This window comes from Methylobacterium sp. C25, from assembly GCF_021352225.1.
In the GTDB taxonomy this organism is placed as follows: Bacteria; Pseudomonadota; Alphaproteobacteria; order Rhizobiales; family Beijerinckiaceae; genus Methylobacterium.
In genome coordinates this window covers 632,655-657,652 of sequence record NZ_JAAUVI010000002.1, presented here as the reverse complement: position 1 = coordinate 657,652, position 24,998 = coordinate 632,655, and the positions used below count along the sequence as shown (strand labels likewise).

General features: G+C 66.0%; 31 protein-coding genes. 18 read left to right on the top strand and 13 right to left on the bottom strand.

The genetic code is table 11. From position 1 onward, the window contains the following. The first annotated feature begins 12 nt into the window (after positions 1–12). The 10 genes from HCU64_RS09475 (at position 13) to lpxB (ending at position 8,731) form a co-directional block, all read left to right on the top strand. The gene (locus HCU64_RS09475) at positions 13–801 is read left to right on the top strand and encodes a VOC family protein (protein ID WP_233383573.1); all 789 of its coding nucleotides are present in this window, start codon (positions 13–15) and stop codon (positions 799–801) included. A gap of 88 nt (positions 802–889) precedes the next feature. Then, on the top strand, positions 890–1,504 hold the full coding sequence (locus tag HCU64_RS09470; protein ID WP_233383572.1) for an anthranilate synthase component II: 615 nt from the start codon (positions 890–892) through the stop codon (positions 1,502–1,504). A gap of 172 nt (positions 1,505–1,676) precedes the next feature. Beyond that, positions 1,677–2,690 (top strand): anthranilate phosphoribosyltransferase, encoded by a 1,014-nt coding sequence (trpD, locus tag HCU64_RS09465; protein WP_233383680.1) that lies wholly within the window; start codon positions 1,677–1,679, stop codon positions 2,688–2,690. Between the two features lie 45 nt (positions 2,691–2,735). Next, positions 2,736–3,581, top strand: coding sequence for an indole-3-glycerol phosphate synthase TrpC (gene trpC, locus HCU64_RS09460; protein ID WP_233383571.1), 846 nt, complete (start codon positions 2,736–2,738; stop codon positions 3,579–3,581). After that, positions 3,578–4,060: a cyclic pyranopterin monophosphate synthase MoaC gene (moaC, locus tag HCU64_RS09455; RefSeq protein WP_233383570.1), complete on the top strand. Its 483-nt coding sequence runs from the start codon at positions 3,578–3,580 to the stop codon at positions 4,058–4,060. The genes trpC and moaC overlap by 4 nt, the downstream gene beginning before the upstream one ends. Then, the gene (locus HCU64_RS09450) at positions 4,057–5,286 is read left to right on the top strand and encodes a molybdopterin molybdotransferase MoeA (protein WP_233383569.1); all 1,230 of its coding nucleotides are present in this window, start codon (positions 4,057–4,059) and stop codon (positions 5,284–5,286) included. The genes moaC and HCU64_RS09450 overlap by 4 nt, the downstream gene beginning before the upstream one ends. A gap of 152 nt (positions 5,287–5,438) precedes the next feature. Beyond that, positions 5,439–5,906 carry a 3-hydroxyacyl-ACP dehydratase FabZ gene (gene fabZ, locus HCU64_RS09445; RefSeq protein WP_233383568.1) on the top strand — a complete coding sequence of 156 codons (468 nt, stop codon included), beginning with the start codon at positions 5,439–5,441 and terminating at the stop codon, positions 5,904–5,906. Then, complete coding sequence (lpxA, locus tag HCU64_RS09440; protein ID WP_233383567.1) at positions 5,903–6,709, top strand: acyl-ACP--UDP-N-acetylglucosamine O-acyltransferase; 807 nt, start codon at positions 5,903–5,905, stop codon at positions 6,707–6,709. Before fabZ ends, lpxA begins: the two co-directional genes overlap by 4 nt. A gap of 10 nt (positions 6,710–6,719) precedes the next feature. Further along, entirely contained in the window at positions 6,720–7,574 is an 855-nt protein-coding gene (locus HCU64_RS09435; protein ID WP_233383566.1) for an LpxI family protein, read from the top strand. Beyond that, entirely contained in the window at positions 7,571–8,731 is a 1,161-nt protein-coding gene (gene lpxB, locus HCU64_RS09430) for a lipid-A-disaccharide synthase (protein WP_233383679.1), read from the top strand. The genes HCU64_RS09435 and lpxB overlap by 4 nt, the downstream gene beginning before the upstream one ends. Positions 8,732–8,817: 86 nt before the next feature. Here lpxB and HCU64_RS09425 read toward each other — a convergent pair whose 3' ends face one another. Both HCU64_RS09425 and HCU64_RS09420 read right to left on the bottom strand, forming a co-directional pair. Continuing rightward, positions 8,818–8,979 carry a DUF2256 domain-containing protein gene (locus HCU64_RS09425; protein ID WP_233383565.1) on the bottom strand — a complete coding sequence of 54 codons (162 nt, stop codon included), beginning with the start codon at positions 8,977–8,979 and terminating at the stop codon, positions 8,818–8,820. Between the two features lie 3 nt (positions 8,980–8,982). Further along, positions 8,983–9,849, bottom strand: coding sequence for a formyltransferase family protein (locus HCU64_RS09420; RefSeq protein WP_233383564.1), 867 nt, complete (start codon positions 9,847–9,849; stop codon positions 8,983–8,985). A gap of 168 nt (positions 9,850–10,017) precedes the next feature. On the opposite strand from HCU64_RS09420, the gene HCU64_RS09415 reads away from it, so the two are divergent. Continuing rightward, the gene (locus HCU64_RS09415) at positions 10,018–11,586 is read left to right on the top strand and encodes a cryptochrome/photolyase family protein (RefSeq protein ID WP_233383563.1); all 1,569 of its coding nucleotides are present in this window, start codon (positions 10,018–10,020) and stop codon (positions 11,584–11,586) included. Here HCU64_RS09415 and bcsS read toward each other — a convergent pair. After that, positions 11,578–12,327, bottom strand: a complete 750-nt coding sequence (bcsS, locus tag HCU64_RS09410; RefSeq protein ID WP_233383562.1) for a cellulose biosynthesis protein BcsS — start codon at positions 12,325–12,327, stop codon at positions 11,578–11,580. The two genes, HCU64_RS09415 and bcsS, sit on opposite strands and share 9 nt — an antisense overlap. A 278-nt stretch (positions 12,328–12,605) precedes the next feature. Between bcsS and HCU64_RS09405 the strand changes: the two genes are divergently transcribed. Beyond that, a complete protein-coding gene (locus HCU64_RS09405) occupies positions 12,606–13,247 on the top strand; it encodes an exopolysaccharide biosynthesis protein (RefSeq protein ID WP_267922233.1) in 642 nt (213 codons plus the stop codon). A 15-nt stretch (positions 13,248–13,262) separates the two neighbouring features. Continuing rightward, entirely contained in the window at positions 13,263–13,634 is a 372-nt protein-coding gene (locus HCU64_RS09400) for a tRNA-binding protein (protein WP_233383561.1), read from the top strand. Positions 13,635–13,636: 2 nt separating this feature from the next. On the opposite strand, the gene HCU64_RS09395 is transcribed toward HCU64_RS09400, so the two are convergent. From HCU64_RS09395 to HCU64_RS25240, 3 genes are read right to left on the bottom strand one after another with little or no spacing between them, the layout of a single operon-like run. Further along, positions 13,637–14,467: a metal ABC transporter permease gene (locus tag HCU64_RS09395; protein ID WP_233383677.1), complete on the bottom strand. Its 831-nt coding sequence runs from the start codon at positions 14,465–14,467 to the stop codon at positions 13,637–13,639. A gap of 47 nt (positions 14,468–14,514) precedes the next feature. Continuing rightward, a complete protein-coding gene (locus HCU64_RS09390) occupies positions 14,515–15,357 on the bottom strand; it encodes a metal ABC transporter ATP-binding protein (RefSeq protein WP_233383560.1) in 843 nt (280 codons plus the stop codon). Then, complete coding sequence (locus HCU64_RS25240; protein WP_267922232.1) at positions 15,354–15,482, bottom strand: hypothetical protein; 129 nt, start codon at positions 15,480–15,482, stop codon at positions 15,354–15,356. The genes HCU64_RS09390 and HCU64_RS25240 overlap by 4 nt, the downstream gene beginning before the upstream one ends. Positions 15,483–15,669: 187 nt before the next feature. Here HCU64_RS25240 and HCU64_RS09385 point away from each other — a divergent pair, with 187 nt between their 5' ends. Beyond that, entirely contained in the window at positions 15,670–16,164 is a 495-nt protein-coding gene (locus tag HCU64_RS09385) for a Fur family transcriptional regulator (RefSeq protein ID WP_233383559.1), read from the top strand. Positions 16,165–16,695: 531 nt separating this feature from the next. On the opposite strand, the gene HCU64_RS09380 is transcribed toward HCU64_RS09385, so the two are convergent. The 3 genes from HCU64_RS09380 to HCU64_RS09370 form a co-directional block, all read right to left on the bottom strand. Further along, positions 16,696–16,935 carry a hypothetical protein gene (locus HCU64_RS09380; RefSeq protein WP_233383558.1) on the bottom strand — a complete coding sequence of 80 codons (240 nt, stop codon included), beginning with the start codon at positions 16,933–16,935 and terminating at the stop codon, positions 16,696–16,698. Positions 16,936–17,038: 103 nt separating this feature from the next. Next, positions 17,039–17,251 carry a DUF2934 domain-containing protein gene (locus tag HCU64_RS09375; RefSeq protein WP_233383557.1) on the bottom strand — a complete coding sequence of 71 codons (213 nt, stop codon included), beginning with the start codon at positions 17,249–17,251 and terminating at the stop codon, positions 17,039–17,041. 109 nt (positions 17,252–17,360) lie between these two features. Continuing rightward, entirely contained in the window at positions 17,361–18,134 is a 774-nt protein-coding gene (locus HCU64_RS09370) for a sigma-70 family RNA polymerase sigma factor (RefSeq protein WP_233383556.1), read from the bottom strand. 339 nt (positions 18,135–18,473) lie between these two features. Between HCU64_RS09370 and HCU64_RS09365 the strand changes: the two genes are divergently transcribed. Further along, positions 18,474–19,202, top strand: a complete 729-nt coding sequence (locus HCU64_RS09365) for a Crp/Fnr family transcriptional regulator (RefSeq protein ID WP_233383555.1) — start codon at positions 18,474–18,476, stop codon at positions 19,200–19,202. Positions 19,203–19,239: 37 nt separating this feature from the next. Then, positions 19,240–19,440: a DUF6894 family protein gene (locus HCU64_RS09360; protein WP_233383554.1), complete on the top strand. Its 201-nt coding sequence runs from the start codon at positions 19,240–19,242 to the stop codon at positions 19,438–19,440. Here HCU64_RS09360 and HCU64_RS09355 read toward each other — a convergent pair. From HCU64_RS09355 to HCU64_RS09345, 3 genes are read right to left on the bottom strand one after another with little or no spacing between them, the layout of a single operon-like run. Continuing rightward, a complete protein-coding gene (locus HCU64_RS09355; protein WP_233383553.1) occupies positions 19,419–20,168 on the bottom strand; it encodes a Crp/Fnr family transcriptional regulator in 750 nt (249 codons plus the stop codon). The two genes, HCU64_RS09360 and HCU64_RS09355, sit on opposite strands and share 22 nt — an antisense overlap. A 36-nt stretch (positions 20,169–20,204) precedes the next feature. Next, the gene (locus HCU64_RS09350; protein ID WP_233383552.1) at positions 20,205–20,468 is read right to left on the bottom strand and encodes a hypothetical protein; all 264 of its coding nucleotides are present in this window, start codon (positions 20,466–20,468) and stop codon (positions 20,205–20,207) included. A 22-nt stretch (positions 20,469–20,490) separates the two neighbouring features. Further along, positions 20,491–21,411: a LysR family transcriptional regulator gene (locus HCU64_RS09345; RefSeq protein WP_233383551.1), complete on the bottom strand. Its 921-nt coding sequence runs from the start codon at positions 21,409–21,411 to the stop codon at positions 20,491–20,493. A gap of 118 nt (positions 21,412–21,529) precedes the next feature. Here HCU64_RS09345 and HCU64_RS09340 point away from each other — a divergent pair, with 118 nt between their 5' ends. Both HCU64_RS09340 and HCU64_RS09335 read left to right on the top strand, forming a co-directional pair. Further along, positions 21,530–22,456, top strand: a complete 927-nt coding sequence (locus HCU64_RS09340) for a ring-cleaving dioxygenase (protein WP_233383550.1) — start codon at positions 21,530–21,532, stop codon at positions 22,454–22,456. Between the two features lie 56 nt (positions 22,457–22,512). Further along, a complete protein-coding gene (locus tag HCU64_RS09335) occupies positions 22,513–23,151 on the top strand; it encodes an alpha/beta hydrolase (RefSeq protein WP_233383549.1) in 639 nt (212 codons plus the stop codon). Between the two features lie 115 nt (positions 23,152–23,266). Here HCU64_RS09335 and HCU64_RS09330 read toward each other — a convergent pair whose 3' ends face one another. Next, entirely contained in the window at positions 23,267–24,772 is a 1,506-nt protein-coding gene (locus HCU64_RS09330; protein ID WP_233383548.1) for an undecaprenyl-phosphate glucose phosphotransferase, read from the bottom strand. Between the last annotated feature and the right edge of the window lie 226 nt (positions 24,773–24,998).

Below are 24,998 nucleotides of genomic sequence, written 5' to 3'. Positions count from 1 at the left end.
TCGGAGGCGTCGATGATAACCACCGAAGGCAGCTTCGTCTGGTACGAACTGATGACGGACGATCCGAAAGCCGCGGAAGCCTTTTATGCGAAGGTCGTCGGCTGGAGCCTCGTCGATTCCGGCCATCCAGACATGCGCTATACCCTGGCCCGCGTCGGTGAGCACCGGGTCGCCGGTATCATGGAGATCCCGGCCGAGGTGCGACAACATGGCGGCAAGCCGGGTTGGATCGGCTATGTCGCGGTCGCCGATGTGGATGCGAAGGCCGAGGCCGTGATGCGGGCCGGTGGGACGATCCACAGGCCGCCGGCGGACATCCCCTCCATCGGTCGCTTCGCGGTGGTGGCCGATCCACAAGGGGCCAAGTTCGTTCTATTCCGCGGGGACGGCACGCCACCGCCTGCACCAGCGCCAGGCACGGCCGGCCATTTCGGCTGGCACGAACTCTACGCGCACGACTGGCCATCGTCCTTCAGCTTCTACGAGACCCTGTTCGGTTGGCGGAAGGGCGAGAGCATCGATATCGGCCCGATGGGCGTCTACCAACTCTTCCACGCCAGGAACGCGCCCCTCGACGGCATGGCAACCGGTGGCATGATGAACCTGCCCGGGCCGCCGGCCCCCAGCTGGCTCTATTACGTCAATGTCGAAGAGATCGATGCGGCCACCGAGCGCCTGCGGCAGGCGGGCGGAGCCATCATGAATGGGCCGATGGAGGTTCCCGGCGGGATGTGGGTCGTCCAGGCGTCGGACCCGCAAGGCGCGCAATTCGCGATCGTTGGCCGTCGCGACGGGACCTGAGCCACGAAGACCGAACCAACGGGGCGATTGACGTTGCCCGGCTGAGCGGCGAAAGCCTGATGCCGTGAGTTCCGTCCGATCGCCCGCGATGTCCAACGTCCTCGTCATCGACAACTATGATTCCTTCACTTGGAATCTCGTGCACCTCATCGGCCCGCTCTGCGGCGGCATCGACGTCGTGCGCAACGACGAGATCGGCATCGACGGGGTCCGCGAGCGGGCGCCGGATGCGATCGTGCTTTCGCCCGGCCCCTGCACGCCGAACGAAGCCGGGATCTGTCTCGACGTGGTGCGCGAACTCGGCGGAGAGATCCCGATCTTCGGAGTTTGCCTGGGGCTGCAGTCGATCGGCCAGGCCTATGGTGGCGACGTCGTGCGGGCGCCCGCGCCGATGCATGGCAAGGTCTCGACGATCTCGCATCGCGCCGAAGGCATCTTCCGCGGCCTGAACGACGCCTTCCAGGCGACGCGCTACCACTCTCTCGTCGTCGATCGCGCAACCTTTCCCGAGACCCTGAAGATCACCGCTGAAGCGAACGGCCTCGTCATGGGCATGCAGCACGCAACCCTTCCGGTGCATGGCGTTCAGTTCCATCCCGAGAGCATCCTCTCGCATCACGGCGCGCAAATCGTGAGCAATTTCCTCGACATCGCCGCAGCGTGGCGAGCCGAGCGTGACTCCGGCCGTGCCGGCGTGCATTGAAGCTCAACCTTTTCTCTTCCCCTTCTGTGGGGGGAGGGTGCCTGCCGTGCAGGCGGGGAGGGGCCGGGGCTATGTCTCCCGAAACAGCGCCGTCTCTCCCTGCCTTCGTTGACGCGAAGGCTACCCTCTCCTGCGGAGGGGAGAGGGTTCTCCAGCGAACGGCTCCATGGCCATGGACTCCTTCAAGCCCTATCTCGCGACCATCGGTGCCAGCGGCTCGTTGAGCCGGGATGAAGCCCGTGCAGCCTTCGACGATCTGCTCTCGGGTGAGGTGACGCCCGTTCAGGCCGGGGCTTTTCTTGCGGCTCTGCGGGTCAGGGGTGAGACCACGGAAGAGATCGTGGGTGCCGTGCAGGCGATGCGTGCGCGCATGATTCCAGTCGCTGCGCCGGCCGATGCCATCGACATCGTCGGCACCGGCGGGGACCATTCGGGCAGCTACAATGTCTCGACGCTCGCTGCGATCATCACCGCCGCGTGCGGCGTGCCGGTGGCGAAGCACGGCAATCGTGCGGCTACCTCCCGCTCCGGCGCCGCCGACGTGCTCGCGGCCCTCGGTGTAAAGCTGGAAATGGCGCCCGAAGGGCTCTCACGTTGCCTTGAAGAGGCGGGCCTGTGCTTTCTCTTCGCGCAGACGCATCACGCCGCCATGCGCCACGTCGCCTCGGTGCGGAAGGAACTGCCGTTCCGCACGATCTTCAACATGCTCGGCCCGCTTTCCAACCCGGCGGGCGTCAAGGCCCAGGTTTTCGGCGTCTCGATGCCCTCCTGGGCCGAGCCACTGACGCAGGTACTGGCTGAGCTCGGCTCGCGGCGTGTTTGGACCGTACACGGCTCGGATGGCCTCGACGAAATCACCGTCACTGGCCCGACCCACGTGGTCTCGCTGGAGAACGGCCGGATCTCGTCCTTCAGCATCGATCCGCGCGAATGCGGTCTGGTTCTCTCGACCCTCGAAGACTTGCGCGGCGGCGACCCCGACCACAACGCTAGGGCGCTGGTCCAGGTGCTGGAGGGGGCGCGCAACGCCTATCGCGACATCGCGGTCATCAACGCGGCCGCAGGCCTGCTCATGGCCGACCGCGCCGACACCCTGGCCGACGGTGTCGCGCGAGCGCAGAACGCCATCGATACGGGTGCGGCCCTCGCGACCCTGCAGCGCCTCGTCGCGGTGTCGAACGCGTGATAGAGGGCGGCCCGCACAGTGGCGGCCGATGTTGAGGACGAGCCGATGGACGACATCTTGGCCGAGGTGACGACTGGGGCGTCTGCTCCGCGAGCCTCCGTGCTGGCCCGGATCGAGGCCTACAAGCGTCGCGAGATCGCCGAAGCGAAGCTGCGGGTGCCGCTGGCCAAGCTCGAGAAGCAGGTCGCCAAGGCCGATCCACCGCGCGGCTTCGCAGATGCCATTGCGGTTCATATCTCGGAAGGCCGCCCGGCCCTGATCGCAGAGATCAAGAAGGCCTCTCCATCCAAGGGGTTGATCCGTGCGGATTTCGATCCCGCGACGTTGGCGAAGGCCTACGAGAAGGGCGGAGCGACCTGCCTTTCTGTTCTTACCGACACGCCGTCCTTCCAGGGTGCACCGGAATACCTTGTGCAAGCGCGCGCGGCCTGCCGGCTTCCGGTCATCCGCAAGGATTTCCTGTTCGAGCCTTACCAGGTCTTCGAGGCCCGTGCCTGGGGCGCCGATTGCATCCTCGTCATCATGGCATCGCTCGACGATGACGACGCACGGGCGCTTACCGAGACTGCGCATGATCTCGGCATGGACGTGCTCGTCGAGGTCCACGACGCCGAGGAGTTGGAACGAGCACTGCCACTTGGCAGCCGCTTGGTCGGCGTCAATAACCGCAACCTCAAGACCTTCGAGGTTTCGTTCGAGACGGCGATCAGGCTGAAGCCCGGGATCCCCGACGATCGCATCGCGGTTGCCGAGAGCGGGATCGGCAGCCATGCCGAAGTTGAGCGCCTGGGGAATGTCGGCCTCAACACGATCCTCGTCGGCGAGAGCCTGATGCGGCAGGCCGACGTTACCGCTGCGACCCGGGCGCTGCTCTTCGGCCAGAACGCATGAGCGCGCTGACCCATCTCGATGCGGCCGGCGCGGCCAACATGGTCGACGTCTCGGACAAAGCCGTGACCTCGCGGACTGCGCGCGCTGAAGGTGTCGTCGTGATGATGCCGGAGACTTTGCGGCTGATCCGTGAGGGCGACGCCAAAAAGGGCGACGTCATCGGCACCGCGCGCCTCGCCGGGATTATGGCTGCCAAGCGCACGCACGAGTTGATCCCGCTTTGTCACCCGCTGCTCCTCACCAAAGTGAGGGTCGATTGCGAGCCCGACGACGCCTTGCCGGGTCTCCGCGTCACGGCTGAGGTGCGCGTTACCGGTCAGACCGGCGTCGAGATGGAAGCGCTCACAGCCGTCTCGCTCGCCTGCCTGACGATCTACGACATGGTGAAGGCTGCCGATCGCGGCATGCGCATCGAGGGAATAAGGTTGCTGGAAAAGGACGGCGGCAAATCCGGCTCCTGGCGGAGTGAGCCCCGATGAGCGGCATGATCCCCGTCGCCGAGGCATTGACGCGCATCCTGGCGAGCGTGCCTAGGCTGGTCGAGGCGGAGACCGTGGCCCTCACCGAGGCACATGGCCGAACACTTGCCGAGCCCGTCGTTGCCCGCCGCACCCAGCCGCCATTTCCGGCTTCTGCCATGGATGGCTACGCCGTGCGCGCGTCGGACCTCGCCACCATTCCCGCGCGGCTCCGCCTCATCGGCACCAGTGCTGCCGGGCACGGATTTTCCGGTTCCATCGGGGCTGGCGAGACAGTCCGAATTTTCACTGGCGCCCCCGTCCCGCAGGGCGCGGACGCGATCCTGATCCAGGAGGACGCCGACGCGGACGGCGAGAGTGTCACGGCGCGCGAGGCCGTCTCGCCCCAAAAGTTTATCCGCGCTGCCGGACTCGACTTCCGCGAGGGCGACGTGCTGATGCAGCCGGGCGAAACGCTCGATGCACGCCGCCTCGCGCTCGCGGCCTCCGCTGGTCACGCTACGCTGAGCGTCCGCCGCCGACCCCGCGTCGCGATCCTCGCGACGGGTGACGAATTGGTGCAGCCTGGCGAGGCTGCCGCCTGGGATCAGATCGTCGCCTCGAACGGTCTCGCCGTCGCGGCCATCGCCCGAGAGGCCGGCGCCGAGCCCATCGATCTCGGCATTGCGCCGGATAATCTTGCTGCGCTGAAGCACGCGATCGGCCGCGCTCGCCAATTGGGTGCAGATCTCCTCATCACGCTCGGGGGGGCCTCGGTCGGCGATCACGACCTCGTCCAGCAGGCGCTCGCGGAGGAGGGTATGGATCTCGGTTTCTGGCGGGTCGCCCTTCGCCCCGGCAAGCCGCTGATGCATGGCCGGCTCGGCTCAATGCTGGCGATCGGCCTGCCGGGCAATCCGGTCTCGTCGATCGTTTGCGGCCAGCTTTTCGTCGTGCCGGCGATCCGCGCCCTCCTCGGCGATCCCCAAGCCGGAGCCGACCGGAGCGAGCCGGCCACCCTCGGCCGCGATATGCCGGAAAACGACAAGCGCCAGGACTACATGCGCGCGCGGCTCGACACCGCCCCCGATCGCCTTCCCATCGCGACGGCCGAGACACGCCAGGATTCCTCGATGCTCGCCGTCCTCGGCCGCTCGGAGGCACTGCTGATCCGCGAACCCCACGCGCCGGCGGCGCGCGCTGGCGAGCCGTGCCGAATCATCCGGCTCGATTGCAGGATCCTCTGAGGATGCACGTGGTGCCGCCCCGCGCTGCACGACGAGCCCGAAGGTCTTGCATCTTCCCGATTTTCTTCCGAAGAGGACGCTCTCCTGAGACGACAGGGCAAGATGGGCGACGCGAGGCCGCCCGCGGGCGCGTGAGGTAGGGTGGAGTGTCGATGACCGAGGGGACGCCAAAGGAACTCGGCTCAGCCGACATCCAGAAGGTGATGGAGTACCTGCCGCACCGCTACCCGTTCCTGATGATCGACCGGATCATCGAGATCGACGAGGACAATAGCTGTATCGGCATCAAGAACGTCACCGCCAACGAGCCGCAATTTACCGGCCACTTCCCCAAGCAGCCGATCTTTCCAGGGGTGCTTCTCATCGAGGCGATGGCCCAGACTGCCGGTGCCATCTGCTGCCGCCACATCGCGACGCCCGATGCCTCGTCGAAGCAGGTCTTCTTCATGACCATCGACAAGTGCAAGTTCCGCAAGCCCGTCGTGCCCGGCGACCAGGTCCGCTTCCATATGAAGAAAACCAACCGCAAGCGGACGATGTGGTGGTTCCGAGGCGAGGCCCGCGTCGACGGTGTCTTGGTGGCCGAGGCCGAAATCGGCGCCATGCTGGTGGCGGAATGAGCGCGCTCATCCACCCGAGCGCCGTCATCGAGGACGGTGCGCAGATCGGTGAGGGGGCCAAGATCGGCCCGTTCTGCCATGTCGGACCGCAGGTCGTGCTGGGCGAGGGCTGCGAGCTGATCAGCCACGTCGTGGTCGCTGGCATGACCACAATCGGTCCGCGCACCCGGATCTATCCCTTCGCCTCGCTTGGCCACCCGCCGCAGGACCTGAAGTACCGGGGCGAGGCCTCGACCCTCTCGATCGGCTCGGACTGCATGATCCGCGAGGGCGTCACCATGAACCCCGGCACGGCCGGCGGCGGGTTGACGACGACCGTCGGCAATTCCTGCGCTTTCCTCGCCAACAGCCATGTCGGCCACGATTGCCATGTCGGCGACAGCGTCGTGTTTTCGAACAACGTCATGCTGGCTGGCCACTGCACGGTGGGGAACTACGCGATCATCGGCGGCGGGGCGGCAGTGATCCAGTTCGCCCGCGTCGGTGCCCATGCCTTCGTCGGAGGCCTGTCGGGCCTCGAGAACGATTGCATCCCTTACGGTATGGTGCTCGGTAACCGCGCCTATCTGTCGGGTCTAAATATCATCGGCCTGCAGCGACGCGGATTCTCGCGCGAAGACATTCACGCTTTGCGGCGCGCCTATCGGCTGCTTTTCGCGCCCGAGGGCACGCTGATGGAGCGGGTCGAGGACGTGGCGGCGGAATTCGACGCGCATAAAGGCGTTCAGGAGATTCTCGACTTCATCCGCGAGGGCGGCAAGCGGTCGATCTGCACGCCGCGTGGCACTCCGGCTGCAGGCTGAGGCGTCGCCGATGAGTGCGAGCGTCGAAGCGGGGACGCTCGTGTTGGTGGCCGGCGCAGGCCGCCTCCCGGAACTCGTCGCGCAGTCGCTGGAACGCGCAGGGCGCCCGTTCCGCGTGCTCGCCGTGCGTGGTTTCACCGAGCGCGCGATGCGCGCGCGGGCCTCCGCCACCGTCGATCTCCTCGACATCCCCGGGACGCTCAGCATCCTGAAGAACTGGGGACCGAGCGGCGTCGTGCCGGCCGGAGGCGTTGCGCGTCCGAGCCCGGCCGCTCTGCTCAACGCCTCGCACGCGCTGCGCAATCGCGACATCCTCCGGCACATGGCCGGTGGCGACGACCGGCTGCTGCGGGCGGTGATCGGCTTGTTGGAGGAGGAGGGCCATCGCGTCGTCGGCGTTCATGAGGTCGCGCCCGATCTGCTTGGGCGATCCGGGCAGATCGGCCGTCACTCACCGAGTGAGGCGGCGCAGGTCTCCATCGGCACCGGCCAGCGGATGCTGACCGCGCTTGCGCCCTACGATGTCGGCCAAGCGGCCGTCGTCGCGGCCCAGCGCGTGCTGGCCGTGGAGGGGCCGGAGGGCACGGATCGCATGCTTGCTCGCGCCCGGGCGATCAGCCGCAAGCCGTTCGGTTACGGCTCGGCACCGGAAGGAACCGTTCTCGTCAAGCTGCCGAAGCAAGGCCAGGACCTTCGGATCGACCTGCCGGCGATCGGCCCGCGAACCATGCGCAATGCGGCCGCGGCCGGGTGCGTCGGCATCGCGCTCGGCGCAGGCCATACCCTGATCATCGATGAGGCCGAGACCGTCGCCGAGGCCGACCGGCTCGGCTTGTTTCTCATCGGTTTGGACGTGGCGCCCTGATGCATCGGACGATCTGGCTCGTGGCGGGCGAGGATTCCGGCGATCAGCTGGGGGCCAAACTGATGCGTGCGCTGCGCGAGCTTTCGACCGGCCCCCTCGATCTGCACGGCATCGGCGGCGAGGCGATGATCGCGGAAGGGCTGACGCCGCTCTTCCCAATCGATGACGTGGCGGTGATGGGGTACCTGCCAGTGCTCTTTCGGCTTCGCACGCTGATCCGGCGCATCCATCAGACAGTCGACGCGATCATGGAGAGCCGGCCCGACGTGCTCTGCATCATCGACAGCCCAGGTTTCACCCACGCTGTCGCATCCCGCGTTAGGAAGCGCCTGCCAGACCTGCCGATCGTCAACTACGTCTCGCCGAGCGTTTGGGCCTGGCGGCCGTGGCGAGCCAAGGGAATGCGCCCTTACATCGATCACGTCCTGGCGCTGCTGCCGTTTGAGCCCGACGCGCATCGCCGTCTCGGCGGGCCAGCATGCACCTATGTCGGTCATCCTCTGATCGAACGGCTCGATGCTCTCCGCCCCGATGCCGCTGAGCGCGACGCGCGTGAGGCGGATCCGCCGCTGATCGTTGTACTTCCGGGCTCGCGACGTTCCGAGATCGAGAGGCTGATGTCAGTCTTCGGACAGACCCTGTCTCTGCTCGCGGCTCGTATCGGCGCCATCGAGGTCGAACTGCCGGCGGTCAGTCGGCATCGTGCGCTGATCGAGCGACTTGCTCTTGCCTGGGACGTGCCGGTGAGACTCGTCCACGGCGAGGCCGCCAAGCACGGCGCGTTTCGCCGGGCCCGCGCGGCACTGGCTGCTTCGGGCACGGTGACTCTCGAACTGGCTCTGGCCGGCGTGCCGATGGTCGTGGCGTACAAGGTCTCGCGGATCGAGGAGGTGATCGCCCGGCGGCTGATCCAGGTGCCGACCATCGTGCTGCCGAACCTGATCCTGGCGGAAAATGCCATGCCGGAATTCGTCCAGGCCGATTGCACGCCGCAGCGGCTCGTGGACACGCTGGCGCCGCTCGTCGCGGGAGGGCCGGAGCGCGCGAAGCAACTCGATGCGCTAGCCCGGATCGACCAGCGCATGAGGCTACCCGACGGCGACGAGCCGAGCCAAGCCGCCGCCCGGATCGTGCTCAGCGCAAGCCGGGCCGGTTGAACCGCAATTCCGTCCCGACCCTCGTTCTCCGGAGCCTCTGCTTTGCTTGTCGAGTGGCGGGTTGGTTGGTGCGGCTGCGACCCTCGTCAGCTCCCTGTCTTCCTTCGCCGTGCCTCTTCGCGGCACTGGTCCGAGCAGTAGCGGACCTCCTCCCAGACCCGCTCCCACTTCTTGCGCCAGGCGAATGGTCGGCCGCATTGAGCGCAGATCTTCTGCGGTAGGTCCGCCTTCCGGCGCATCCGCGGCATTTCTCAGCGCCCGATCTGTGTTGCCTCGGCCAGCGGAACTGGACTCCATCGCGTGAGCTGCACATAGCCACCGCGTGCGGCAATGATCACTTGGCGCCTGTAGCGATGCACGACGGTGCCTGGCACGTGGCGATGCGCCTCGTGCCACCCTTCCGCCCCCGCGACGAATACGCGGCCATCTCCGAGCCGGGCAATCGTCTCGACGGCGCCGAAGGCGCGCACCTGGCGCAGAACCGCATCGATGTCCTGCCGGAAATCAAGGGTGCGGTCCGCGTCGGTCACGCGTGGCCAATACGAGCCGTCGCCCTGGGGTTCGGCGCTCCGCCAGCGATTGGCGATCTCCTTGCCGATCGGCCCGCTTGCAAGCCGCTGGGAGGCCATCCGGCACTTGCTGAGCAGGGTCTCGTGGGTCTCCGGCGGATCGACCGCAAAAATGTCCTGAGCGAGGATGTCTCCGGTGTCGAAGCCGTCCTCGGCGAGCACGTGCGCCGTGACGCCCCAGGTTTCGTAGGAATCGAGGATTGCCTTGAACAGCGGATAGGGTCCGCGCCCGGTCGGCAGCGGCGATGGGTGGAAGTTGATGGCGTGCCGAACCCGGCCTTGCCAGCCTGTCACCCGCCATGGATAGCCCGCCACGACGAGTGTCCAGTCGCGGCCGTGGGCCTGATGCAGGGCCAGGATGTCGTCGGGCCGGATACGCGACAGCTGGATCGGGAGACGCAGCTGGCGCGCTCGGGCCACCACGACGTCGTTGAAGTCGTAGACGCCGTCGCAGGGCCGCGTGAACAGCTTGATAGGCTGCCACCCCGCCTCGACCAGCCCGTCGAAAACGCTGCCGAGGAAGTCGATACCGGCGAAGGCGAACTTCATCCTCGTTCCTGTCGTTTTGGCTGAGACCTTGAGCGCCTTGATCGTGCGCGCAGGCCGGCTCCGGCTCCCATGGCGTCGCTTTAGCTAGTGGGAGCGGGGCCGTCTTGGAATATGCCTCTGAGCATCTGCGATGGAACAACTGTTCTCAGATCTGCGTAACGAAGTGCCATGAAGACGCTTCGCTTCGTACTTGGCGACCAGCTTCACCGCCGTATCGCTTCACTCATCGATATCGACCCTGAGCACGACGCCGTCCTGATGGTCGAGGTCCGCGACGAGGCGACCTATGTCCGCCATCACAAACAGAAAATCGTCTTTCTGTTTTCGGCGATGCGCCACTTCGCGGCCGAGCTGACCGAGAAGGGCATCGCGGTCGATTACGTGCGCCTCGATGATCGCGGCAATTCCGGATCTTTGACGGGCGAGTTGCAGCGGGCCATTGCGCGGCACGGGCCAGACCGGGTCGTCGTCACCGAGCCTGGCGAGTGGCGCGTCTGGCAGATGATGCAGGACTGGCGCGAAGTCATTTCGCCGTCCCTCGAAATCCGCGAAGACAATCGCTTTCTATGCTCGCGCGCCGAGTTTGAGGCTTGGGCGGGCGACCGCAGCTCACTGTTGATGGAGGCTTTCTACCGTCAAATGCGCCGCCGCACAGGGTGGCTCATGGATGGCGATGAGCCGACCGACGGCCAGTGGAACTATGATCCCCAGAACCGCAAGCGCCTGCCCAAGACCCTGACGGCGCCCGACCGTGAGGCCTTTCCTCCGGATTCCACCACGCGCGCGTGCATCGCGCTGGTCGATAGAGAATTTGGCGATCATTTCGGATCGCTCGACGGCTTCGCGTGGCCGGTGACACGGAAAGACGCGCTGAGGGCGCTGCGCAGCTTTCTAGCGGATGGTCTTCCGACCTTTGGCGACTATCAGGACGCCATGCGGCAGGGCGCGCCCTTCCTTTACCACTCTCTGCTCTCGCCCATGCTCAATGCCGGATTGCTGACGCCGGAAGAAGTCTGCGTGGCGGCTGAGCGGGCTTATCGCAATGGCGATGCGCCCCTGAATGGCGTCGAGGGGTTCATCCGCCAGATCCTAGGCTGGCGCGAATATGTCCGCGGTCTCTATTGGGCACGGATGCCGGGATACGCCGAGACTAATGCGCTCGATGCGCGCCGCGACCTGCCCTGGTTCTACTGGTCGGCCGAAACGGAAATGAACTGCCTGCACCAGTGCATTTCGGAGACGCGCGACCACGCCTATGCCCACCATATCCAGCGCCTGATGGTGCTCGGGAATTTCGCGCTGCTTGCCGGGATTGAGCCGCGGCAGGTCGAGGAGTGGTACTTGATCGTCTACGCCGATGCCTACGAGTGGGTGGAACTGCCCAATGTTCACGGCATGGTCCTCTGGGCCGATGGCGGCGTGATCGGCTCGAAGCCCTATGCGGCCTCCGGCGCCTATATCAACCGGATGTCGGACTACTGCGCGAACTGCGTTTTCGACGTGAAGCGCAAGGTCGGCGAAGGAGCCTGCCCGTTTAACTACCTGTATTGGGATTTCTTGATCCGTAACGAGCGGCGGCTGAAGGGCAATCCGCGCTTGACAATGCCTTACCGCACGCTTGACCGCATGAATGATGAGCGCCGGGCAGAGATCCACGCCGATGCAGAGCGCTTTCTCGGTTCGCTAGCCCCAAATTCGGCAGAGTGGGGTCCCAAGCCTCAATACTGGTCAGAGTGAAACCCAGGTCGCGACAGATACGTAAGGTCCGACCCGGCGCGTCTCACTCTCGTAAGAACATCCACCGGATACACGGAAGCTGAAATCGCCGAAACTGAAGTCGGTCGCGTGCATGCCGAGGCTCCATTTGCTGTAGCCGGTACGATCGGCATAGGCGGCCGCTTCCGGACCGAAATAGGCTCCGAATACCCTGTATCCGGCCGAGACCCTGGCAAAGGTGTCCCACCTTGCCGAGCCGAGAATGACGGTGACGGTAGCGAGCGTGTTCTCGCTTAATCGAGCCCAAACTTCACCTTGCAACCGCGCTCCGATGCGGGTCTCGACCGGGCCGAACCCAGCTAGGCCCATCACGCTCTCGAACGATGCCTCTGGTCCCGCGAAAATTCCGACCACTCCCCAATCGAAGAAGAACTGATAACCGCCAAGCAATGAAGCTAGGCTCGTCGCGCGCACGAAGGTCGGCACGAAACCCGTTTGCATTGCCGGGCCATGCTCTAGTCGAGCTCCGCCGCCAACAGTCGCAAGCATCGCAAAGCCTTCGCGATCAATACGTTCTGGAGCCCATTTGAAACCAGCGTTGGCAAAAGCGGATGATCCGGTATCCAAGCTGCCAAACAGCACGATATCGATATCTGAGTTCTCAGCTTTGACCTTGAATGAGAAAATGCACAGCACGATTGCCAGCAAAACGAGGCGGGCGTTACGTCGGTTTGTTGCTTCTTTATGGCTTTCGTCGCGCATGGTCGGATCGTTCCCGCTAGAACGATAAGCAAACACGTGATTGAAAACAGATGACGATCAAGGGCTGCTTGTGCATATCGCGGGGCACTCAACCTGTGCGGCAAAAATAGCACGGGTGCTGGGCGGTCGACCTGACGATGCGCGTGAGCGAAATCTCGCAACCTCAGTGCTACGTGGCTCTCGGGAAGCGGCCGAGGCTCGGGGCAACGCATCGCTTGGCTGAATCGACCCGGTAGGCTAGAGCCGCGCGGAAACGCAAAGCTCAGGGCCGAGCCCTCTTGTCCTCCGGTGCACGAACTTCCGACGTCCTCACCGTGCTCGCGCGCCAGGAGGGAGAGCGGCTTTCCGTCGGTGACATCGTCGCCGTTCTGAAGGACCGTGCCTTCGCGCTGCTGGTGGTGCTGCTCGGCCTGCCGAACTGCCTGCCGATGCCGCCGCCGATCCCGCTGGTCTGCGGCCTTCTGCTGCTGCTCGTCGCCGTTCAGATCACGGCCGGCATGGCATCGCCCTGGCTGCCTCGAAGGATCCTGCAGGCCTCCATCGCGAAGGACTCGGTCGAGAAGGCCGTAACTCGGGCCGTGCCACTGCTTCAGCGGCTTGAACGCTGGTCGAAGCCGCGGATGAGCTTGTTCGAGACTGCGCTCGGCATGCGAGGCATGGGCGTGCTGCTGCTCGCCCTCTCGCTGGCGCTGATCGTGGCGCCGCCGTTCTTCGGTCAGATCCCCCTCGGTCTCGCGATCTCATTGGTTGGATTGGGCCTCGTCGAGCGCGACGGGATTGTCGTGCTGGCCGGCCTGGTCTTCGGAGGACTTGGGGTCGGGATCTCGATCGGTTTCGTCTACACCTTGTTCGCGAGCATCATGAGCGCATTGGCCTGGGCGTCCGGATACATTCCGGGTCTCGCCAATCTCATGAGTTGATCGACAGGTTTTGCGATGCACGTCAATCATTTACCGGGCGCTCCGGCTGCGTCGTCGATCGAATTCGATACGTTTCTCTCTGTCGACATCCGGATCGGCACGGTGGTTGAGGCCGTGCCCTTTCCCGAGGCCCGCAAGCCCGCGCTGAAGCTCACCATCGATTTTGGGCCGACGATTGGCCGAAAGCGATCGAGCGCGCAGATCACCGAGCATTATACGCCCGAAACTCTCCTCGGACGGCAGGTGGCGGCGGTCGTCAATTTCCCGCCTCGCCAGATCGGGAAATTCATGTCCGAGGTCCTGACGGTGGGGTTCGCCGACGAGGCCGGTGCGGTGGTCTTGTTCAAGCCCGACCGACCGGTGCCGGACGGCAGCCGCTTGTTCTGAGATCAGGCCTCCAGGTGGCGCCTGCGGATCAGTCGCTGCAGGAGGCCGCCACGCGGACCGATCAGCATCGAAGCGATGTAGAGGGCGCCCGCCGCGAGCACGATGGCAGGGCCGGTCGGGAGCCGGATTTCGGCGTTGTAGGAGACGGTTAGCCCAATCGCGCTCGCCAGCACGGAGACGAGCATCGAGACCGGGATCAGTCCCGACAGGTCGCTCGCCCAAAAGCGCGCCGTGATCGCCGGCAGCAGCATCAGGCCAACGGCGAGAAGTGTCCCGAGCGCCTGGAATCCACCGACGAGGTTCATCACCACGAGCGCAAGAAAGGCGTAGTGCACGGGGCCGCCCGAGCGGCTGACGGTGCGCAGATAGAGCGGGTCGACGCACTCCATCACCAGGGGCCGGTAGAGCAGCGCGAGGGCGACAAGCGTCACCGTAGAGACGCCGCCGATCAGCCAGAGCGCCGGGTCGTCGAGGGCGAGCACGCTGCCGAACAGGATGTGCAGGAGGTCGACCTGCGAGCCCCTGAGCGAGACCAGGAAGACACCACCGGCCAGTGCGATCAGGTAGAAGGCGGCGAGGCTCGCATCCTCCTTCAGTGCGGTCGAGCGGGTCACGAAACCGGCCATCAACGCCACCGCGAGACCGGCGACCAGGCCGCCTAAGGTCATAGCCGGCAACGATAATCCGGCGACGAGGAACCCGGCGGCGGCGCCCGGCAGGATGGCGTGGCTCATGGCCTCGCTCATCAGGCTCATCCGGCGCAGCATCAGGAAAACGCCGAGCGGCGGCGCCGAGAGCGAGAGGGCAAGGCAGCCCACAAGGGCGCGGCGCATGAAGCCGAATTCGTAGGGGCCGACGATACCGGCCAGCAGGGCGTCGATCACTCGGCGGCCTCGCGGGGCGATCCGTGCCCGTGATCGTGATGGTGATCGTGCCCGTCATGTTGGCCATGATGATGGTGATCATGTTGCTGATCATGATCATGCGCATCATGGTCGTGCCGACAGATCGCGGCGGTCTCGTCCCAGGCTTCCGACAGGTGGCGGGCGCGCTCGAGATTGTCCGGCGTCAGAACGGTTGCGGTCGGCCCCCAGGCGATCGGCTCGCGGGCGAGCAGCAGGGTCGTCGGGAAATGCGCGCGGACCTGCGCGAAGTCGTGGAGGGCGGCGACGACCGTGCGGCCCTGTTCGTGCCAGCCGCGGATCAGAGCGATGAGGTCGCCGACGGTCCGGGCGTCGATGCCCGTAAACGGCTCGTCGAGCAGGATCACCCGCGCATCCTGGACGATCAGGCGGGCGAAGAGCGCGCGCTGGAACTGCCCACCCGAGAGGGTTCCGATCGGCCTCGCCTCGAAGCCCGAGAGCCCGACGGCGGCGATGGCCGCTTCGCAGGCGGCGCGTCCGCGTCCGAGGCTGCGCCAGGCGCCCAGCCGCCGCCAAAGGCCCATGGCGACGAGATCGAGCACCGAGAGCGGGAAGCTTCGGTCGATCTCGGCTGCCTGCGGGAGATAGGCCACGGCGCCCGGAGACGTGCCGCGCTCGATCCGCCCGTCGAGCACCGGGATCTCGCCGACGAGCCCCTTCAGCAGGGTCGACTTGCCGGCTCCGTTCGGTCCGACCAGCGCCAGCAGGTCGCCTGGCGCGATGCTGCCGTCGAGGTGGTGGACCGCCGGGTGCCGGTCGTAACCGAGCGTCAGGCAGTGGATGTGGATGGCCTCGCTCACGCGCTGGCCCACAGGATGGCCGCCCAGAGCACGGCACAGAGCCCGAGTGCTCCGGCGAGCCGCAGGCCGATCCCTGCCCGGAACAGCGAGCCGGCGACGAGGGTAGTGTCGGGACGACGGGTCATGGGCATCCCGGTCAGGGGCCGTCCGAGCGGATGGATGGGACGGTTGGCGCGGCGGCCCGGCTCATCGTTGCCGGAACGGGGCCGAGCACCTACTCTCTCACGCGGCTGATACGATATAACAGGGCCGGGTTTCAATCGGCCGCCGGGCGGAACTCCCGCGTTTCACGACGGCGAAGGATCGCTGAGGATGCACAATCACGCCGCCGATCATGCTCATGATCATGCGGATCATGAGAACGTGCTGGATCGCGCTGAGCGGCTCTGTCGCGAGCGCGACCTCCAGTTCACCCGCCTGCGCCGCGACGTGCTGGAGACGGTTGCAGGCGAGGCCCGGCCGATGGGCGCCTATGACATCGCCGAGCGCTTGAGCGGCGGGGGTAAGCGCGTGGCGGCGGTCTCGGTCTACCGGGCGCTCGATTTCCTCACGGAACACGGCCTGGTCCACCGCATCGCCAGCCGCAACGCCTTCGTCTCCTGCGGCCACAGCCATGGCGAGCGCGATGGCCTGCTCTTCCTGATCTGCCGCAGTTGCGGTGGCATCGACGAACTGACCTCTCCGGCCATCGAATCTCAGCTCGACCAGGCCGTCACGGAGGCCGGCTTCACGCCGACGAGCCGGATCATCGAGGTCGAGGGAGAATGTGGTGCCTGCCGGGAGCGGGAAGGGTTGGCGGGGCAGTAAGCGTCCGTCTCGCTGTCGCGCTGACATCGACGCTTCGCGAGGGGGGCCGCGCGGGTGGGGACTGCCACAGGCTCGGATGGCTTGCCGCGGCCGAGGCTCAGCCGCTTGGCGAGTTCCGACCTCTGCTTCGCGGTGTTGGATGCGACCATCGGACAATCCGAAGCAGTCAGAACGGTCGAGAAATGACCGGCTGGCGGCGGTGTCTCGAACCGCCCCCTCCTCACTGCGTCAATGACTTGAAGCAATATTATTCTGTAAACGTCGGCGTTCGAGACCACGAGAGCCGATCGCAGCATGATTGTCTTCCGTTCGACCCACGCCTGCGGCATTTTTCAACATTCGCGGGTCTGCGTAGAAATTTGGCTTAACAATTGTATTCGCCGCTAGATCAAAAACGATCGGATCAGCTATGAATCGCGAGAGGTCGGCTGACATTTGCGAATGCTGCCCAATGGTGAGGCGGCTGCTGGAGACCTCGTGGGAATGTGTTGAATGAGTAACGACGTCGAGTCGCGTCTGCTGGATCTCGAACTACGTTTTGGACACTTTCTGACCAATACTGCCGAGACATTTACTGAACTGCACGTTCGGGCCGTCGAGACGGCCGAACAGACTTCCGCCGTCATCGCCGTAGTGCTCGAAGAACTGATAGACGAGGGCACCCTCGATCGCCGACGTCTCGTTGATGCGATGGAGACCCATGCTGGTCGCATCGCCGATGGCGGCCGCCTCGGCACGCGTCGGGTTGCGGTGGACAGTCTCCTGTCGCATTTGAGGCCATCGCGCAAAGGCGGCGGTTCGCGATCGAACCAATAGTTCGATGCCGAGCCCGTTGATCCGGGATTCCGCTTCCGGACGGACCGATGGCTCGCGACTACTTGCGGGAGGGACCTTCCGCAGCACTGTCCCGATCCGAGATCATGGGATCGGGATCAATCGGCTCCTGCGCCGCGCGTTCGGCGCGAAGCTCGCGCTCGGCCAGCAGCCAGAAGGTGATCTCGCTGCCCTCCGGCCGATGGTTCCGGTCCCATAGCTCATAGGCGCGCGCCCGGATCTCGGCGAAGGGAATAGGCAGCTGCGAGGGCATCGACGACTCGCTGGATCACGGTGAGCGGTGAGCGGTTCACGGGTAGGCGACCCTGGCGCGGCAGACCGTTGCCATGTTTTCGAGGAACGCTCCAGACGGTATCGGCCGGTCAGGAGGCTGCAGCGAGCCCCGAGCCATTCACCACCGACATGGTGACCCGGTCGGCGCCGATCTCGTCGATGTCGAGGCCGAGCAGGCCCGCAATCTGCTCGCGCGCCCGCCAGACCCGGCTCTTCACCGTGCCGATCTTGCAGTTCATCACCGCAGCCGCCTCCTCATAGGAGAGGTTCTCGATCGCCACGAGCACCAGGGCCTGGCGCATCGTATCGGGAAGCTTGGTTAGCGCGATGGCCATGTCCTGCAGATCGAGCCGGCCGGGCTGCTCGGGGATCGAGACCAGACGTCCGGCCTCGTCACCCGGGCTCATGGTCACCTCGCGGCTGGTCTTCCGGTATGTCGAGTAGAAGACGTTGCGCATGATGGTGAACAGCCACGCGCCGAGATTGGTGCCGGCGGTGTAGCGCGCCCGGGCGCGCCACGCCTTCAGCAGCGTGTCCTGCACGAGGTCGTCGGCGCGCACCCTGTCCTTGGTCAGCGAGAGTGCAAACCGTCGCATGTTCGGCATGAAGGCCAGGAATTCGTCATGGAAGGCACGCGCGTCACGCGCTTCCTGCGCGGTCAGGGCACGCCCGAGCCGCGCCAGCAGATCGGTGAACCGCCGCTCGCCCTCATCGGTTGCCGAGGCGTCGAGCGGCCAGAAGCTCTGGTCGAGGACGGATTCGAGATGGCGCCGAATGAGCTCCGGAACACCCGGCGAGTCGCCCGGTTCCTCCGGAGTAGCCGACCTGTCGTCGGCGGGAGGTGCTTCGAGCGTGAGGGTCATGGCGGGATCCCAGAAGCGCGATGAGAGGGGAACCACGGTCGACGGCGTGCAACGGAAGGGCTGGCATCGGCTGCGAGTTGCAGAACGACGGCGGGGAAGCCGTCATCCGCAGTCTCATGTCCTCGTTCAGCCGGCCAACCTCCGATGATGTGACGTGTCGGTTCTTCGTTGAATCGTAGCGCTTGAAAGCTGAACGGGAAGGCTCCGGCGATCTTACGTCTTAAAGCGTACAGTCGATGCCCGGTCCAAGTTCGTCCCGTTTTTGTGGCGAGCAGCCGATCCGTGATATTGTACGAAAGCGCACACTATGTGAGGTGCTGATTTACGGTGCAAACCGCGATGAATTACTTTCCTCAGCAGAACCAAACCAGCTTTCGTAACAAGCTCCTGCGCGCACTCGAACCGGATGACTTCGGGCTTCTCGCGCCGGCGTTCGAGCCGGTTTCGCTGGCGCTGGGCCATCGCCTCACCGAAGCGAACCAACCGATGAGCCACGCTTATTTCATCGAGGAGGGGCTGATCTCGATGCTCGCGGATACGGTGCGCCCGGGCGCCAGCCGCGTGGAGATCGGCATCGTCGGGTTCGAGGGTATGGTCGGCCTGCCCCTCGTGCTCGGGACGGATCGCTCTCCCCATATCGCCCTCGTCCAGGCCGAGGGCCGGGCGCTCGCCGTTCCGGCTCCGGTGCTGGACGAGGCTCTGGGCCTCAGCCGGACGCTTCGCGGTGTGCTCGGCCGCTACGTCCAGAGCTTGATCGTCCAGGTCGGCCAGACGGTTTGCGCCAATGCGGATTTCAACATCGAGGCGCGCCTCGCGCGCTGGATCGTGATGACGCAGGACCGTCTCGGCCGGGACGAGCTGCCGCTGACTCACGAGTTCCTTTCCTTGATGCTCGGCGTGCGGCGGCCCGGTGTGACGACGGCGACCCACATGCTCGAGGGCGCCGGCATGATCCGTGCCCAGCGGGGTCGGATCACGGTGCTGGACCGGGGCAAGCTCCTCGAACTTGCCGAGGGGTCCTACGGCATCGCCGAGGCCGAATACGAAAGGCTACTGGAGGAGGGGTGAGCTGCCGCGATACTTCCTCAATACGAGGCGGGGGCATGTGCTCATCCGCGACGAGGAGGGAGACGAGTTGCCCGACATGGCCGCGGCCGAGGCGCTCGTTGCGGACATCCTGCGCGACATGCTGCGCCTGCCGCATGTTTACGGGCCGCCGCGCAGATGGCGGCGCAACGTCTTCGTGGTGACGGACGAGGCCGGCGCGGTCCTTACCGAGATCCCCTATGCGAAGGTTCTGTCGTAGGAGGCCGGCGCGTGCCGCCGCAACGGCCCGATCAGCCGTTCATACTCGGCCTCGGCCGTACCGTAGCTCTCGCCAGCCGCCTCTTCGAGGCCTTGCCGTTCGAGCACCGTGATGCGCCCGCGCCGTGCCCGGATCAGGCCCGCGCCCTCCAGAACATGGATCGCCACCGTCACGGTCGGCCGGCGCACCCCAAGCATCATCGAGAGGAAGTCGTGCGTCACCGAGAGGTCGTCGCCATCCTGCCGGTCGTGATACATGAGCAGCCATCGGGCCAGACGCTCTTCGGCCGGCGCAGCCGCATTGGCGAGCGCGGTCTGCGCAGTCTGGATCAGGAAGGTCTGAGTGTAGCGCAGTAGAAGGTCTCGGAAGTCCGTGCTGCGTTCCGCGGCGCGCTTGAGGACATCCGCGGAGATGCGGTGCCCGCGCCCGGCGACCTGCAAAAAGATCTCGTGCGGAATCCGATCGGTGCCGAGCAGCAGGGCCGTGCCGGAGACGCCGTCACGCCCGAACAGGCCGATCTCGACGCGACCTCCGCCGACTTGGCGCGACACCACCGAACACAAGCCTTCCTCGATGAAGTAGGCGTGGGTGATCGGCTGATCCGGCTCGACGATGACGGTACCGAGGGGCAGCTCCACGGGTTCCAGGTGCTCGCGGAGCCAGGCGGCATCTGCTTGAGCGAGGGTTGAGAGCAGATTGTTCTTGTAAGTCACGTTGGCCGCGGACACCGACGAGCATTGAACGCCTGCAGCGCGCGAAGTTCCTCAAGTGTCGAGGGTCGCGGCCGCACCGATACCTGTGCCGCATACCGAAATGGCTGCCGAAGGCGACTGGTTTGTGAGCCGGCGGAAGGAAGGGTCTGAAATCGAACGATCTTTCCGGCGCATATCGCTCAGGTTTGCGTGAGAAAGCGTACGGTTGCTGCCGGATGGCCAAGTTTGCGCGCCGTCGGCATTCGAATGCCGGATCGAGGGGCCGGTGACAGGGTTATCGGCTTGGCCCACGGGATCGACCGAAAGCGTGACCATCCTCGCCGCTTCACGGGCTGGCCTAAGCGCGCGGCTTGCGTGACCATGCCGCCTCGGAAAACGCCCGCGCCAGTGCATCGATGACGGCGGTGACGCGGGCCGGACGGGGCTCGCCGGGCGGCGTGACGAGGTGGAGGGCGATGGGCGGCAGCGACCACTCCGGCAGCACGCGCTCCAGCCGTCCGGCCTCGAGGTCGCCCCAGATCATGAAATCGGGCTGCACCGCCACGCCGAGCCCCGCCAGCAGTGCCGGGGCGAGGGCGTCCGCATTGTTGGCTCGCAACCGTCCTTCCGGCACGACGACGGTCTCGGCTCCGTTCGGCCCGGTGAAGTGCCAGCGGTCGGGCGTCGGCAGGTAGGCGTATCCGAGGCAGGCATGGCCGGCGAGGTCGCGCGGATGCGCCGGACGCCCATGCCGCTCGAGATAGGCGGGGCTTGCCACCAGGGAGCGGCCGACCGTGCAGAGGCGCCGTGCGCGCAGTGAGGAATCGGCGAGCGCCGCGATCCGCAGGCCGATGTCGAAGCCGCCGCCGACGAGATCGACCTGCGCGTCGCTGAGATGCAGGTCGACCGAGACGTCGGGCAGGCACGCGAGCATGTCCGGGAGCATCGGCGCGACGTGGAGCAACCCGAACGACATCGGCGCAGCAAGCCGCACTAACCCGCGTGGCGTACTCGCGGCGGCGCTGGCCTCGGCTTCGAGGGTCTCGCCTTCCGCCAGAATGCGCGCCGCACCCTGTTGGGCCGTATGCCCGGCCTCCGTCAGGGCGAGCCGGCGTGAAGTCCGGTGGAAGAGGCGTGCCCCGATCCGCGCCTCCAACCGAGCCAAGGCCTTCGAAACGGTGCCCTTCGCGAGCCCCAGCTCGGTTGCGGCTCGACTGATCGAGCCTGTCTCTGCGACCCGCGCGAAGATTGCCCAGGCCTCGAAATCAGGAAGCGGCATGACTCAAAATCGGAAACGATGAATTTCCATTGTTTCCGTTTTCAAGCCAGCTCGCAAGGCCCAGATTGCCTCCATCGACGAACGGCGCCCTCCGGCACCATCGACAGGAGATCCGGCCATGTCAGAGCACGGCATTCACCACGTCACGGCCTATGCTGGCCCGGCCCAGCGCAACATCGATTTCTACACGCAGGTTCTCGGCCTGAGGCTCGTGAAGAAGACGGTCAATTTCGACGATCCGGGCACCTATCACCTGTATTACGGCGACGAGTCCGGGCGCCCCGGCACGATCCTGACTTTCTTCCCCTTCGATCACGCGGCCCCGGGCCGTGTCGGGGTCGGGGAGACGCAGGAGACGGCCTTCCGGGTGCCACGCGCCTCGATCGGTTGGTGGACGCATCGCCTCGTCGCCAAGGGTGTCCCTCACGAGGCCGTCGCGCATGCCTTCGGCGACCCGGTTCTGCGTCTGCGCGATCCCGACGGGACGATGCTGGCGTTGGTCGGCGTCGAGGATGCGGAGGAGAGCACCCATGCTGGCGGCGAGGTCCCGCCCGAACATGCCATCCGCGGCTTCCACGGCGTGACGCTGTTGCTCGGCGCGTCCGAGAAGACGGCGGCGATCCTCACCGGCGTTCTCGGTTTCCACGAGGCCGCGCGGGACGGGTCGAGCATCCGCTTCGCGAGCGGCGCTGCGCAAGGCGGGTTCGTCACGCTCAAAGCGGTCGGCGGCTTCCTGAGCGGCCGACCCGGGGCCGGCTCCGTCCACCACGTCGCCTTCCGGGCCGCGGACGACGCGGCGCAGGAGGCGATGGCGAAGGCTCTTGTCGAGACGCACGGGCTCGCGGTCACCGAGCAGCGCGACCGCCAGTATTTCCGCTCGATCTACTTCCGCGAGCCGGGCGGCGTGCTGTTCGAGATCGCCACCGACGAGCCCGGCTTCACCATCGACGAGCCGGTGGAGACACTGGGCCGTGCCCTCAAGCTGCCGCCCTTCCTCGAAGCGCATCGCGCGCAGATCGAGGACGTGCTGCCGAAAGTCGCCTGATCCGAGACCCCGTCCGCGACGAGACGGGGTCTCCCTTCTTCTCTCGGAAGACTGCCATGTCGAACGCGAAATCCCTGTCATTCATCCACCGTTTCGAGCCGGGCACGGATGCCGGGCAGCCGCCTCTGCTGCTGCTGCACGGCACCGGAGGCGACGAGACCGATCTCCTGTCGCTCGGCCGATCGCTGGCACCGCGGGCCGCCTTGCTGTCACCTAGGGGCAAGGTGTCGGAGAACGGCATGCCGCGCTTCTTCCGGCGTCTGGCGGAAGGCGTGTTCGACGAGGCCGATCTCCGGTTCCGAGCCGGCGAATTGGCCGATTTCGTGGAGGAAGCACGGGACGCCTACGGCCTCCCCGCGCCCATCGCCCTCGGCTTCTCGAATGGCGCGAACATCGCCGCCGCCATGCTGATGCTGCGGCCGAAGGTGCTGGCGGGAGCGGTGCTGCTGCGTGCGATGGTGCCGCTCGCCACGCCGCCCGCTGTCGATCTCGCTGGGAAGCCGGTGCTGCTGCTCTCCGGCATGGCCGATCCGATCGTGCCCGAGGCGAATGCCCGTCGGCTCGCCGGCCAGTTGCGCGAGGCGGGGGCCGACGTCGAGCACGCGGTTCTGCCGGCGGGGCATGGACTCGGGCAGGCCGATCTCACCCGGATCGAGGCGTGGCTGCAGCGGCAACGCTTGGCTGCAGCTGCTTGATCGTCGTCGCGCCGATCGAAGCTTCGACGCGGACGGTCATGCTCGGCCATATCCCGGATCACCGTCCGCTTGGCGGCCGGTGTCCGGGAAAAGGTCTCTTAGATCGAAAGCGCCCTCAGAAGGCGTTCCGGTAGGCCCGGGGCGAGATCACGGTCTGGACCATGATCTTGATGTCGAGCCAGATCGACCAGTTGTCGATGTAATGAAGGTCGGCCTGGACACGCTTCTCCATGTCCGCGTCGGTCAGGGTCTCTCCGCGAAAGCCATTGACCTGGGCCCAGCCGGTGATGCCGGGCTTCACGTTGTGGCGGCGGGCGTAGAGGGCGATGCGGCGCTCGAAGCTGCGATCGTGGGCGAGCGCGTGCGGGCGCGGGCCGACGAGCGACATCTCGCCGAGGATCACGTTGAAGAGCTGCGGCAACTCGTCGATGTTGGTCTTGCGCAGCATGGCGCCGACACGGGTGATCCGGCTGTCGACACGGCTCGCCTGCTTGAAGACGGCGTTCTTCTCCACCTTCATGCTGCGGAACTTGAAGACACCGAAAGCCTGCTGGTTGAAGCCGTAGCGGCGCTGCCGGAAGAAGACCGGCCCGGGGCTGTCGAGCTTGATGAGCAGGGCCACCGCGACGAGCAGCGGGGCGATCATGATCAGCGCGATCACTGCGAGGGTGAGGTCGAGGCAGCGCTTCAGCAGTACCTCACCGAGCGACAGCGGCCGGCGGCCGATGTTGAGGCCGTTGAGCCGCCCGACGCGGGCGACCTGCAGATCGGGGAAGCGGTCGAGCATGGCGCCGGGCCGCAGGTGCAGGGCAGCGGGCACGCGCAGGAAGGCATCGATGCAGCGCTCGACATCAGCGGTGTCGGCCCATGGCACCAGCACGAAGACGTCGTCTGGTCTCAGGAAGCGCACCACCGAGACGGCGAGCTCGAGATCTTCCGACAGCAGAGCCTTGCGGCTCTCGGCTTCGGCCTGCGGCTCGGGCCGGCGCAGGTAGCTCGTCCCGATCACCCGGAGGCCGAGCTCCTCGGCGCTGTTGTTCTCGTAGAACCGCGCGATGTCCTCCTCGTAACCGACGAGGTGGATCCGGCTGACCGAGGCCGAGGCCGGCGTCACGGCACGGCGCACCACGCCCACCATCGTGGCGCGCACGATCAGCACCGCTGGCAGGCCGGCAACGAAGAACACGACCGAGACGATGCGGGAGAAGTCGTTCGTGGTCTTGGTTGCGAACCCGATCACCAGGGCGGTCGCCCAGGCCATCAACCACAGCGTCGCCGTCCGCCGCAGATGGGCCGATCGCGAGAGGTAGTTCTCGATGCTGTATTCCTCGCGCACGAGGTTCGTGACGAGCACGATGGTGCTGACCAACGCGCCGAGCTGCAGGCTCAGGCTCTGTTTCAGCGGCAGCAATTCGCTCGTGTAGGCATAGTAATAGGCGACCTCGATCGCGAGCCCGAGAGCAATGATCGCCAGCAGGTCGGCGAGGGCCAGCGCAGCAGAGATCGAGAGGCGGAAGGCGGCGCGCCCGCGGCGCGGCATGATTGCCGTCCAGACGGCGCGGCTGCTCTCGCCCCCTTTCGGGAGACTGCGGAACGGTCCGGTGAGGCGGTCCTGGTACATGGTGCTCGCGTTGTTTCGCGGTGAACCGGGCAAGTGTCCTGAAACGAGACGTTGCCGCCTCGGATTCCGGATTTGCCTCGCTCAGAGCAATCTCCGAGCCCCCGCGAAGAGACTCGTCGTTGCCGAACGACGACCCGCGAGACACGGACCGTCCTGCACGCATCACAGCGGCCGGGTCCGCCCAACCCGGCCGCTGCTTTCTCTATCCGCGCCTCCTGAACGAAAA